Annotated in this window: 13 protein-coding genes; 3 read left to right on the top strand and 10 right to left on the bottom strand. The window is 74.9% G+C overall.

The window, feature by feature from the left end:
* Positions 1-75: 75 nt before the first annotated feature.
* Complete coding sequence (locus ABZW10_RS36920) at positions 76-870, bottom strand: metal-dependent hydrolase (RefSeq protein WP_355375506.1); 795 nt, start codon at positions 868-870, stop codon at positions 76-78.
* Positions 871-1,190: 320 nt separating this feature from the next.
* Here ABZW10_RS36920 and ABZW10_RS36915 point away from each other — a divergent pair, with 320 nt between their 5' ends.
* Positions 1,191-1,796 (top strand): disulfide bond formation protein DsbA, encoded by a 606-nt coding sequence (locus tag ABZW10_RS36915; protein WP_355375503.1) that lies wholly within the window; start codon positions 1,191-1,193, stop codon positions 1,794-1,796.
* Here ABZW10_RS36915 and ABZW10_RS36910 read toward each other — a convergent pair.
* The gene (locus ABZW10_RS36910) at positions 1,789-3,105 is read right to left on the bottom strand and encodes a DUF418 domain-containing protein (RefSeq protein ID WP_355375500.1); all 1,317 of its coding nucleotides are present in this window, start codon (positions 3,103-3,105) and stop codon (positions 1,789-1,791) included. The two genes, ABZW10_RS36915 and ABZW10_RS36910, sit on opposite strands and share 8 nt — an antisense overlap.
* Before the next feature lie 98 nt (positions 3,106-3,203).
* Between ABZW10_RS36910 and ABZW10_RS36905 the strand changes: the two genes are divergently transcribed.
* On the top strand, positions 3,204-3,827 hold the full coding sequence (locus ABZW10_RS36905; RefSeq protein WP_355375497.1) for a GNAT family N-acetyltransferase: 624 nt from the start codon (positions 3,204-3,206) through the stop codon (positions 3,825-3,827).
* Between the two features lie 96 nt (positions 3,828-3,923).
* On the opposite strand, the gene ABZW10_RS36900 is transcribed toward ABZW10_RS36905, so the two are convergent.
* From ABZW10_RS36900 to ABZW10_RS36880, 5 genes are all read right to left on the bottom strand, one after another.
* Positions 3,924-4,352 carry a PPOX class F420-dependent oxidoreductase gene (locus ABZW10_RS36900; protein ID WP_355375494.1) on the bottom strand — a complete coding sequence of 143 codons (429 nt, stop codon included), beginning with the start codon at positions 4,350-4,352 and terminating at the stop codon, positions 3,924-3,926.
* Between the two features lie 5 nt (positions 4,353-4,357).
* A complete protein-coding gene (locus ABZW10_RS36895; protein ID WP_355375491.1) occupies positions 4,358-5,332 on the bottom strand; it encodes an NAD(P)-binding domain-containing protein in 975 nt (324 codons plus the stop codon).
* A gap of 62 nt (positions 5,333-5,394) precedes the next feature.
* The gene (locus tag ABZW10_RS36890; protein ID WP_355375509.1) at positions 5,395-6,039 is read right to left on the bottom strand and encodes a response regulator transcription factor; all 645 of its coding nucleotides are present in this window, start codon (positions 6,037-6,039) and stop codon (positions 5,395-5,397) included.
* Complete coding sequence (locus tag ABZW10_RS36885) at positions 5,991-7,349, bottom strand: histidine kinase (protein WP_355375488.1); 1,359 nt, start codon at positions 7,347-7,349, stop codon at positions 5,991-5,993. Before ABZW10_RS36885 ends, ABZW10_RS36890 begins: the two co-directional genes overlap by 49 nt.
* A gap of 1 nt (position 7,350) precedes the next feature.
* A complete protein-coding gene (locus ABZW10_RS36880) occupies positions 7,351-8,238 on the bottom strand; it encodes a type II CAAX endopeptidase family protein (RefSeq protein ID WP_355375485.1) in 888 nt (295 codons plus the stop codon).
* Positions 8,239-8,478: 240 nt separating this feature from the next.
* Between ABZW10_RS36880 and ABZW10_RS36875 the strand changes: the two genes are divergently transcribed.
* Complete coding sequence (locus ABZW10_RS36875; protein ID WP_355375482.1) at positions 8,479-9,387, top strand: GNAT family N-acetyltransferase; 909 nt, start codon at positions 8,479-8,481, stop codon at positions 9,385-9,387.
* 58 nt (positions 9,388-9,445) lie between these two features.
* Here the strand turns inward: ABZW10_RS36875 and ABZW10_RS36870 are convergent, their stop codons facing one another.
* The 3 genes from ABZW10_RS36870 to ABZW10_RS36860 form a co-directional block, all read right to left on the bottom strand.
* Complete coding sequence (locus ABZW10_RS36870) at positions 9,446-9,748, bottom strand: DUF1905 domain-containing protein (RefSeq protein WP_355375480.1); 303 nt, start codon at positions 9,746-9,748, stop codon at positions 9,446-9,448.
* Positions 9,749-9,850: 102 nt separating this feature from the next.
* A complete protein-coding gene (locus ABZW10_RS36865) occupies positions 9,851-10,369 on the bottom strand; it encodes a GNAT family N-acetyltransferase (protein ID WP_355375477.1) in 519 nt (172 codons plus the stop codon).
* Positions 10,370-10,455: 86 nt separating this feature from the next.
* Complete coding sequence (locus tag ABZW10_RS36860; RefSeq protein WP_355375474.1) at positions 10,456-11,028, bottom strand: dihydrofolate reductase family protein; 573 nt, start codon at positions 11,026-11,028, stop codon at positions 10,456-10,458.
* Positions 11,029-11,059 lie beyond the last annotated feature (31 nt).

Raw genomic sequence — 11,059 nt, 5'->3', positions numbered from 1 at the left:
TCGGCACCTCCGTCGCGAGCACCTTGGCGTCCTCGACGACGGCCGGGCGCACGGCGCCACCGCACGGCGGCCCGCTCAGCTGAAGTAGCCGAGCGCCCCCACCGCGCACAGTCCGCCGGCGCCCATGAACACCGGCATCAGCACCTTCAGCTCCACCCAGCTGCCGGCCCGGAAGCGCATGCCCTTCGGCGGGCCCAGCGGGTACCAGCGCTTGCGCCCGATCGGGATCGGCCAGAGCACCGGGCAGCCCGAGACGGTCAGCGCGTCGCCCAGGCAGTGCACCAGCGCGCCGAGGGTGATCGGCAGGCCGATCCACAGGTACTCCTGCCCCGGCTGGTCGAACAGCCAGAGCGCACCGTTGCCCGGCTTGTCCAGCACGCCGGTGATCAGCCAGGTGGAGGCTGCGCCGAGCAGCCAGACCAGCACGTCGCTGGAGCCCCGGGCCTGACGCCAGAGCAGACCGTCGATCGCCAGCACCATGTGCACGAAGAGCACCACCAGCACGCCCCAGCGCCCGCCGTACACGGTGACGGCCGAGGCGCCGGCGCCGCAGAGCACCGCCCAGAGCCAGGTGTGGGTCAGGGTGCGGTGGCCGCCGGAGCGGCGCGGGTCGTGCCGGCTGCGGGTCGCCTTGTAGACGGCGTAGGAGAGGTTGTCGATCACCTCGCAGAGGATCCGCGACACCGGGCCGAACGCCCGGGATATGGTCGCCGCCTTGTGGTCGAGGTCCGGCGCCAGCGCGGCGCCCGCGCAGATCAGCGCCCCCGTCAGCAGCACCGGCCAGGGCATCGGTTCGCCCATGGCCTCCGCGATCGCCCCCACGCCCAGCCACGCCGCCGCGCCGGACAACGAATGCGCCGGTCCCATCATCTTCTCGGCTCCCGCCCTCGTCCCTCACCGCCCATCGCGAGGGCTTCGCGAGGGCCTGACCGGGCGGCAGCATAGTCGCCCATGATCGAAAACATTGGAAGCCATGAATTCACTCGAATGGCGGAAGCGATTCATCGGCGAGAGGGAGGCCGCCCACCAGGGGCGCTGACGGAGCGTCACCGATCCGGGTGGTTTTGACGCCCGGGCGCGTCGTGAGCGCCCCCAGCGCGCGCCGGACGGACCGATCCGGCAAGTGGCCCAGGAATTCCGTTCCGGACCGGCCCTTCCCGGCGGTCCTCCGGACTCCTACGCTCGGCCGGGTGACCAACACCGTGGACTTCTACTTCGATCCCGTCTGCCCCTTCGCCTGGATCACCTCCCGCTGGATCCTGGAGGTCGAGAAGCACCGGGAGCTCGACCTCACCTTCCGGGTGATGAGCCTGTCCGTGCTCAACGAGGGCCGCGAGGACCTGCCCGAGCGCTACCGGCGGCTGCTCTCCACCGGCTGGGGCCCGGTCCGGGTCTGCGTCGCCGCCGCCGAGCAGCACGGCGTCGAGGTGCTGCGCGACCTCTACACCGCGCTCGGCACCCGGCTGCACGTCCAGGACCGGGAGGCCGACGACAAGCTCGTCCGGGAGGCACTGGCCGAGACCGGCCTCCCGGAGGAGCTGGCGGAGGCCGCGCACACCACCGCCTGGGACGAGGCGCTGCGCCGCAGCCACCACGCCGGCATGGACCCGGTCGGCGAGGAGGTCGGCACCCCGACCATCCACGTCGACGGCACCGCGTTCTTCGGGCCGGTGCTCAACGCGATCCCGCGCGGCGAGGAGGCCGTCCGGGTCTTCGACGGCGTGCGGCTGCTGGCCGGGAACCCGGCGTTCTTCGAGCTCAAGCGGACCCGGACGGGCTCGCTGGACTTCAGCTGAGCGGTTCGCGGGGGCCGGGCGGCGCCGCCCGGCCGGCCCCCGCCGCCGCGCCGTCCGCGACACCGTCCGCCGCGCCGCGCCAGCGCGGCCGGGACAGCGTGGTGAGCGCGCGCAGCAGCCACTCCACCGGCCCGTACGGGTGCCGGGCCAGCCATCGGCGGCAGCACACCGCCTGCACCGCGAACAGCGCGACGCCGATCAGCGCCACCCCCGCCGGCGCCACCCGCCCGACCAGCCCGGCCCCCACACCGGTGAACACGAGCACGCAGACCAGCGACTGCGTCAGGTAGTTGGTCAGCGTCATCCGCCCGGGCGGCGCCAGTACCGCCACCAACCGCCGGCCGTGCCGCCCCCGGGCGATCCGCAGCACGGTGGCCGCGTACGCGGCGGCCAGCACCGGCGCGGTGATCACGTCCACCCCGAGCGCGAACACCTGCGCGGAGACACCGGGGTGGGCGAGCGCCGACCAGGTGTAGACGCCCGCGCCGAGCAGTCCCAGCGGGAAGCCCACCGCCTGCAGCCGGCGCAGCGTCCGCTCGTGCCGGGCGAGGTCGCTCAGCGCCCGGTGCCGGCCGGCCGCCAGTCCGAGCAGGAAGGCCGCGAGGGCCGCCGGGGCCTGGAAGAACACCAGCAGGAACACCACGCTCGGCAGCTGGTCGAGGTGCGCCCCGACCACCGACCCGAAGCCGCCGCGCAGGGCCTCGGTGGCCCGCTGCGCATCGGCCGCGACGGCCGCCGGGTCCCCGCCGTCGGCGCCGCGCAGGGCCAGTGCGAGCAGCAGGTAGGCGGTGGAGGTCACCGCGAACAGCACGACGGCCGTGCGCACCGCGGTGCGCGGCCGGATCCGGTGCAGCGCGAGCAGGATCAGCCCGAGCACCGCGTAGGTGGTGAGGATGTCGCCGGGGAAGAGCAGCACGGCGTGCAGCACCCCGAGCACGAACAGGCCCGCCAGGCGGCGCAGGAAGCGCGGGGTGAAGCGGGCGCCGCGGCGTTCGGCGGAGTCGAGCTGCAGGGTGAAGCTGTAGCCGAAGAGGAACGAGAACAGCAGGAAGAACTTGGCCTCGAACAGCAGCGCCACCACGGCCCGTACGCCGGTGTCGAGCGCCGAACCGAGGCCCGGCTCGTCGACGCCGGTGCCGTGGTAGGCGGAGGCGAGGTAGGTGATGTTGACGGTCAGGATGCCGAACAGCGCGAAGCCGCGCAGGGCGTCGACGTCCGCGAGCCGTGCCGGACCGGCCCTCCCCCGGTCCGGGTCGGCGGTGGTGGTCGTGGCGGTGGTCGTGGTCGTCGCGGGTCGGGTCCGCTCCATGGAATCCCCTCCAGAAACTATCGCTATGGAAACTCTCGCTTCGAGAATGAACGTTATATGCTCGATCGCGCAAGTTCGGACGAGAGGGGCGCACCACGATGGGAAGCACGGACGGGAACGGCGGTCCGACGCTGCTGCGCGCGGTACCGGCCGGAGCGGAGGCACGGGTCGCCGCGCTGTACTGGGAGGCCTTCGGCCGCAAGCTCGGCCCGGCGCTCGGCCCGCCCGAGGCCGGGCAGGCGTTCATCGCCGAGCACCTCCACCACGACCGCGGCATCGTGGCCGAGCACGGCGGGGAGGTGGTCGGTGTGGCGGGCTACCAGCTCGGCGGCCGCGGCCTGACCGGCGGCGAGGTCGGGGACGTGCTCGCCGCCTACGGCGCGTTCCGCGGCCTGCCCCGGCTGGCCGTCCTCGCCCTCTTCGGTCGCGGCCCCGAGCCGGGCGAGCTGGTGATGGACGGCATCGCGGTGGACGCCGGGCACCGCGGCCTGGGCATCGGCGGGCGACTGCTCGCCGAGGTCGCGGCGGTCGCCGCCGAGCACGGCTGCCACCGCGTCCGCCTCGACGTCATCGACGTCAACCCGCGGGCCCGCGCACTCTACGAGCGGCGCGGCTTCACCGCCGTCCGCACCACGCGGACGCCGTACCTGCGCCCACTCCTGGGCTTCGGGGCCGTCACCACCATGCACCGACCGGTCTCCCCGGCCGACGCCCGCGTCTGACCGGCGCCCCCGGCGGGCGGGGACGGCGGACTGCGGACGGCGGGCGCCGCCGGGGTTCGGGTGTGACGCACCCCCCGGGGGGCGTCCTGGGGGGTGTCAGCCGAGCCGGGCGCCGTAGACGTGGTCGACGGCGAGGACCATCAGGACACGCCGCTCGGCGACCATGGCGGCGCGGTACTCGTCCCAGTCCGGGTGCTCGCCGGCGGCGCGCCGGTAGTAGTCGACCAGCGCCTCGACGTCCGGCCCCGCCGGGTCGGCGGACGGACCGAGCAGGGTGACCGCACCCTCGGCGGTGGCCCAGGCGCGGCCGTCGGCGCGGGTCACCTCCAGGGCGGCGCGCGGGTCGCGGCGCAGGTTGGCCACCTTGGCGCGGCCCTCTGCCATCGACACGTAGAGCCGCTCGGCGTCCCGGTCGTAGTACGGCATCACGGGCGAGAGCTGGGGCCGCCCGTCGGACTTGATCGTGGCCAGCACGCCGAGGCGGCTCTCGGCGAGCAGCGTGCGGGGGTCGAAGTCGGTTGTCATGGCGGTCATTCTCCGCCGCCCGGTCCGGCGGAGGGCGCAGGACCGCGGAACTGCTCGACCAGCGCGGCGTAGCTCTCGCCGCCCCGCCCGGCGGCCAGCGCCCGGCCCGCCAGCGCCCGGATGAACGCCGGGAGTTCGGTGCTCACGCCGAGGGCCGCGCTCTCCTCGGCGAGGTGGTCCATGGCCGCGATGTGGGTGCCCAGGGCGGCGTCCTCGGCCGGGTAGGCACCGGCGTCGATCTGGTCGGCGTACCCGGCCAGCCAGCCGGCCACCGTGACGGTCGAGCGGGCGGCGAGCGGGGCGAAGGCCTTGGCGTCCACGCCCGCCGCGCCCAGCAGTGCGGCGCCGTGCAGGAAGCCGTTCAGGACGCTCCACATCAGGGCGAGCACGGCGGAGTCGTGCAGCGCGGGCAGGCCGTGGTCCTCGCCCAGGTGCGTGGTGCCGTCCGGGGCGAGGCGGCGCAGCACCTGCGCGTACCGCTCGAAGTCGGCGTGGGCGCCGCCGTAGAGCACCACGGCCTCGGGCGTGCCGATGGCCGGCGGCACGGCCAGGATCACGCCGTCCAGGTACCCGCCGCCCGTGGCGGCCACCCGTTCGGCGTTCGCCCGGGCCGACGCGGCGGTGCCGGAGGTCAGGTCGACCAGGACGCGGCCGGACAGCAGGCCCGGGCCGGCGGCGTCGAGGCGGTCGAGCAGTTCGCGGACGGCGGCGTGGTCGGAGACGCAGAGCACCACCAGCTCGGCGGCGGCCACCGCCTCCTCGGGCGAGGCGGCGGGGCGGGCTCCCCCGTCGGCGAGTCCGGCGTCCTTGCCGGGCGTGCGGTTCCACACCGTGGTGGGGTGCCCCGCTCGCAGGAACGCCGCGGCCAGGGCCCGCCCCATCAGGCCGAGGCCGAGCACGGCCACGGGGACGGCGGCGGGGACTGCGGTGGGGACGGCGGTGGGGATGTTCTTCGCTGATACGTTCTGATCGTCGGTCATGGCGCCATCCTCAACCTTCACATCGATGTGAGGTCAAGCGACGTGGGCGAACTGATGGAGCGTCACCGCTTGAGGTAGGCGAGGACCGCGAGGACGCGGCGGTTGTCGTCGGCGGAGGCCTCGATGCGGAGCTTGGCGAAGATGCTCGCGGTGTGCTTGGCGACGGCGCTCTCCCCGATGTGCAGGGTGTGCATGATCGCGGCGTTGGAACGGCCCTCGGCCATCAGCCGCAGCACCTCGTGCTCGCGCGGGGTGAGCTCGGCGGTATTGCCCCGGGCGTCGCTGCGGGCCAGCAGCTTGGCGATGACCTGCGGGTCCATCACGGTGCCGCCGCCCGCGACGGTCCGCACCGCGTCCACGAACTGGGCGGTGTGGGTGACCCGGTCCTTCAGCAGGTAGCCGATCGCGCCCTGGCCGCCGGCCAGCAGCTCCTGCGCGTAGAGCTGGTCGACGTACTGGGAGAGGATCAGCACCGGCAGCGCGGGCCGCGTCCGGCGCGCCTCCAGGGTGGCGCGCAGCCCCTCGTCGGTGAAGCTCGGCGGCAGCCGGATGTCGACCACAGCGACGTCCGGCTCCTGCTCGCGCAGCGCGCGCAGCAGGGCCGGCCCGTTGTCGACGGCGGCGACCACCTCGCAGCCGTGCTCCTGGAGCGTGCGGATCAACCCGTCCCGGAGGAGGAAGAGGTCTTCGGCGAGGACGACGCGCAGGGGTTCTCGCAGCGGATCTCGCACGGTATCTCCAGGGTCACGGTGGTCGGGCCGCCCGGCGGGCTGTGCAGGGCGAGGGTTCCGTCGACGGTACTCAGCCTGCGCACCACACCGCGCAGGCCGGTGCCCCGGTCGAGCCGGGCGCCGCCGTGGCCGTCGTCCTCGACGACCGCGCGCAGGGTGCCGTCCGCGTGAGTCAGGCGGACCGTCACCTCGCGGCCGCCGGAGTGCTTGGCCGCGTTGGCGAGCAGTTCGGCGACGGCGAAGTAGCCGGCGGTCTCGACCGGGACCGGGAGGCGCCCCGGCAGCTCGGCCGAGACGTGCACGTCGAGGAAGCTGTCCAGGGCGAGGGAGCGGACGGCGTCGCCGAGGCCGCGGTCGGTGAGGATCGGCGGGTGGATGCCGTGGACCAGGTCGCGGAGGTCCTGCAGGGCCCGCGCCGAGCCGGCCCGCACCTCGGTCAGGAGGGCCCGGGCGCCGCCCGGGTCGGTGTCCAGCAGCCGGGTCGCCTCGTCCAGCGCCATGCCGACGGCGACCAGCCGGGCCTGCGCGCCGTCATGCAGGTCCCGCTCGATGCGCCGCAGTTCGTCCGCCCGCTCGTCCAGCGCCTCGGCGCGGGTGTCGGTCAGGTGCTCGATCCGCCGCTCCAGCTCGGTGCTGTACGGCGCGGAGAGCGCCCGGGAGCTCCAGCGGGCGTGCAGTTCCAGCGCGGCGGGCGCCAGCCGCAGGCCCGCCCCGGTGAAGAGCAGGCCGAGCACGGCGGCGGCGAGCATCGAGGGGGTGGAGTCGACGAGCACGAAGGCGTACCAGTTGCTGGGGCCGAGCCACGGCCAGACGAAGGGCTGGACGACCGCGCCGAACAGCCCGAACTCGACGAGCCCGAGCGGCACCGCGGCCAGCAGCCCGCCGGTCCAGGGCTCCAGCCACGACCACCTGAGGTCCCGCCAGAAGCCGTCGTCACCGAGGATGCCCACGGCCCGCCGGCCGCGCGGGCCCTCGGCGGGCGGCAGGGGCTCGGGCGGGCTGATCCTGGTGCCCGTCCAGCGCTCCGTCCAGGAGCGGTAGCGGTCGGACAGCCGGCGCAGCGCCGTCGCCGCGCCCGGCAGCAGCAGCCGGCCCACCCCGATCGGGAGCAGCATCAGCGTCACCGTCACCAGCGCGCCGACCGCGCTCACCGCGAGGGAGTACAGCGAGAGCAGCTGGCAGCGGGCCAGCGCGCGCACCTGGGCGCGCGCCGTGGGCACCGCCCCCGCGCCGGCCTCTGCCGCCCCGCCCCGCCCCGCCGCCATGTCCGCCCGTCGCTCCGTCACCTCAGCGCGCCCCGTGCCGCGCCGCCGGGATCCTATCCGGCGCGACCGACAGCGCCTCGCCCCGGTACGGCCTGGTGCCGTCCGCCGCCGGGCCCGCCATCGAGCACGCCGTCCCGTCCGCCGCGCTGTCCGCCGCCCTGTCCGCCGCACCGTGCCGCCGGGCCCGCAGCACCCACGGCACCGCCGCCACCAGGCACGCGGCGCCGAACAGCACCATGGGCAGCACCGTGCCGTCCTCCTCGTCCATCGTCAGCAGCATCCCCAGGTTCACCAGGGTGTGGAAGCCGCCGGCGAGCAGCAGCCGGTTCGCCCGCACGCCCTCCAGGCCCAGCCCGAGCACGACCGACATCGCCACCGTGGCGAGCAGGAAGCCGCCCGCGTACGCGGGCCGCTGCGCGAACACCTGCACGTGCCAGGCGCCCCAGAGCAGGCCCACCGCCACCGAGGAGGTGACCGGCCCGAAGCGGGTGCGCAGCAGCGGCTGGAGGTAGCACCGCCAGCCGATCTCCTCGCCGCAGGCCCCGACCAGCTGGGCCAGCACGATCAGCGTGAACGGGTGGGCGAGGGAGCGGGGGTCGGTCAGCCGCGCGTCGCCGTCCAGCAGCCCGTAGGTCCCGGCGGCCAGCAGGATGATGAGCGGCGCGGTGAGCAGCAGCAGCCGCCCGGAGCGGCCCGGGCCCGCCCACGCGGTGTCGTCCCGGGCGGCCCGCCTGCCGATTCCCGTCCCGGCCAGCCGCCCCCGGATCCGCTCCTGCCACACCAGCGCCGCCACCAGCACCCCGGCGGCCGGGCCGAACTGGGTGAGCTGGACGATCTCGTCCGGGATCCCGGTCGCCGGCTGGAGCGCGCCCAGGGCGCCGGCGGCGGGGAAGGCGACGGCGAGGAACACCGCCGCCTCCGCCTTCCACGGCGCCCGCTGTTCCCGCTCCGCCCCTACCCGCTCTGCCCGTACCTTCCCTGCCGGTGCCTGCCCTGCCTGTACCCGCATGTCGTCCGCCTTCCGGTCCGCTCGATCGCGTGGTTCCTTCGGCGTCGACTCTTCCGTTTCGCGGGCCTTCGGCCATTGCGGGTAGCTGCCCAACGGGGGTACAGCTAGCTGTACCCCCGGCCCGCCTCACCTGGAGAGAACTTGTCGATCCGCGTCACCCCGCTGACCGATCCGGCTCGCAACGCCTACAGCCGACGGCTCGTCTGGCTCGCGCAGGACGAGGAGGGGAACCCGGTCGGGACCGCTTCCTTGCGGCTGTCCACCGACCCCGGGCAGGCGCACCTGGCCGACCTGGCGGTGCGGGTGCACCCGGCGGAGCGGCGCCGAGGCGTGGGCTCGCGGTTGGTGGAGGCCGCGCTGGCGACGGCGCGCGCCGAGGGACGGCGGGCCGTGGTGGCACCGGCCGGGGACGGGACGGCGGGCGAGGCGTTCCTGACGGCGCGCGGGTTCCGCCGGGCGCTGACGCTGCGGCACACACGGCTGGACCTGACGGCGGCGGGCGCGGACGCGGCCGGCGGGGAGCGGGCCCTCGCGAAGGGGGCCGGCGCGGAGGGCGGGGCCGGCGCGGAGTACCGGCTGGTGGCGTGGGACGGCACCGTCCCCGACGACCTCGCCGCCTCGTACGCGGCCTCGCGCCGGGCGATGGACGACATGCCGATGGGCGAGGTCGACTACGGCAGGATGACCTGGGACGTCGAGCGGCTGCGGGCGGCGGCCCGGGCCGTCGCGGAGCGCGGCGAGCACCTGCACACGGTGGCGGCCGTCAGCACCGCCGACGGCGCGGTCGCCGGGTTCACCGAGCTGGTCGTCCCGGCGGACGGGCTCGGCGACGGTCTGCACTACGGCACCGCCGTCCTGCCCGCGCACCGCGGCCACGGGCTCGCACGGCGGATGAAGGCCGAGGCGATCCGCCGGGCGCGCGGCCGTCACCCGCTGCTGGCCGGCCTGGTGACCGACACCGCCGAGGACAACTCCCCGATGCGCAGGGTCAACGAGTCCCTGGGCTACCGGCCGACCCACGAGACGTACCGGTACCAGCGGGAGCTGTAGCGGGCCCGTCCGTCCAGGGGCCCGTCCGTCCAGGGGCCCCTTAGGTCCAGGGATCCGCTCAGAGGTCGAGGAGCTCGACGGTGACGGCGGCGAGGTCGCCCGGTTCGAGGTCCTCGGCCGTGCGGACGGCGCGCTTGACGGGCAGCACGTAGCAGCCGCGGGTGCTGTCCGGGAAGATCGACGTCTGCCAGGTGCTGCCACCGAGGGTGACCCGCACCCGCAGCGAGCCGAAGCCGCGGCGCGGCCCGGCGGCCACGTCGCGGATCTCCTCGGACGCCTCGACGGGCAGGCTGACGAAGGTCCAGCTGTCGGCGCGCCGGGCGTCCCAGATCCAGAGCTCGGCCTCAAAATCGAACACCACGGGTCCAGCATCGCACGCGGCACCGACAACCCGTCCGTTCGCGCGCCCCACCGGGCGCCCATCCTGCCCGTCACGCCCCGTCGCCGCACATGGCGCCCGCGCTCACATCGGCAGGGAGTGCAGCCGCACGGCGCCCTCCGGCCATTGCGCGCCCTCGTGCAACGGGAACCACATCGAACGCAGCGGCATCACCACCGGGCCGGCGGGCTGCTCGACCTCGACGGGCCCCTCCACCGGGCGCCAGCCGAGGCGCGCGTAGAGGCCGGCCACCTCGGGGAGGCAGAACAGGATCGCCACCTGCGGCCCCAGGGCGCGGGCGCGGACCAGCGCGCCGTCCACCACCGCGCGGGCGAGGCCCTGCCCGCGCCGCTCGGCGGCAACGGCCACCCCGCCCAGCCCGACGACGTCCAGGCGCCGCCCGCCCGCCGACAGCGGCAGGACGACCAGTCCGGCGTGCGCGACGAGCCGGCCGTCCGGTTCCGCGCGGATCCCGACGTGGTGCTCCTTGGACCGCCAGGTGAACCCCAGCCCGGCCACCCCGAACGCGTCCGGGGTGTCGCCGAGGATCTCGGCCATGTCGTAATTCACCAGCGGCACGACGATGTTCTGATGATCAGTCATCCCCGCATGCTGCCACCCCGGCGGGCCCGCCGGAACGGGGCCGGGGGGGTATCTCGGCCGGAGGTGAGCCGGGAAGTCCCGCGGCGTCAGCGGACCACGTCGAAGACCTGCTTCTGCAGGCCGTTGGAGTAGACCGCGTGCTCGACCAGCTTCAGCTTCTGGGCGTCCTTGTCCGTGCCGCTGAACAGACGCTTGCCGGCGCCCAGCAGCAGCGGGTAGACGAGCAGGTGGTAGCGGTCGACGAGGCCCGCGTCGGAGAGCGCCCGGTTGAGGGCCGCGCTGCCGTGGACGATGATGGGGCCGCCCTCGGTCTCCTTCAGGGCGGCGACCTCGTCGAGCGAGCGCAGGATGGTGGTCTCGCCCCAGTTCGCCACCAGGTCGTCCTCGGTGAGGGTGGTGGAGACGACGTACTTCGGCAGCTCCTTGTAGCGGGCGAACTCCGCCATGTCCGGCCACACGGGGCTGAAGGCCTGGTAGCTGACCCGGCCGAGCAGCACCGCGGTGGCCTCCTCCTGTTCCCGTCCCTTGATCTCGTACGCCTCGGGGACGAACTCGATGTCCTTGAAGGTCCAGCCGGAGTTGCGGTAGCCGGGTTCACCGCCGGGGCCCTCGACGACGCCGTCGAGGGAGATGAACGCGGTGCTGATCAGGGTGCGCATGGTGTTTCCTCGCTGAGCGGTGGTGAGCGGT

The sequence above is a fragment of the Kitasatospora sp. NPDC004723 genome (assembly GCF_040609255.1).
Classification (GTDB): Bacteria; Actinomycetota; Actinomycetes; order Streptomycetales; family Streptomycetaceae; genus Kitasatospora.
The sequence above is the reverse complement of the archived record's forward strand: the minus strand, read 5'-3'. Positions and strand labels throughout refer to the sequence as shown.

Excerpts from the sequence above, each read along its gene's own strand:
- ABZW10_RS36920 (WP_355375506.1), bottom strand. The coding sequence starts at position 870 with ATGATGGGACCGGCGCATTCGTTGTCCGGCGCGGCGGCGTGGCTGGGC.
- ABZW10_RS36910 (WP_355375500.1), bottom strand. The coding sequence starts at position 3,105 with ATGGAGCGGACCCGACCCGCGACGACCACGACCACCGCCACGACCACC.
- ABZW10_RS36905 (WP_355375497.1), top strand. The coding sequence starts at position 3,204 with ATGGGAAGCACGGACGGGAACGGCGGTCCGACGCTGCTGCGCGCGGTA.
- ABZW10_RS36900 (WP_355375494.1), bottom strand. The coding sequence starts at position 4,352 with ATGACAACCGACTTCGACCCCCGCACGCTGCTCGCCGAGAGCCGCCTC.
- ABZW10_RS36895 (WP_355375491.1), bottom strand. The coding sequence starts at position 5,332 with ATGACCGACGATCAGAACGTATCAGCGAAGAACATCCCCACCGCCGTC.
- ABZW10_RS36865 (WP_355375477.1), bottom strand. The coding sequence starts at position 10,369 with ATGACTGATCATCAGAACATCGTCGTGCCGCTGGTGAATTACGACATG.
- ABZW10_RS36860 (WP_355375474.1), bottom strand. The coding sequence starts at position 11,028 with ATGCGCACCCTGATCAGCACCGCGTTCATCTCCCTCGACGGCGTCGTC.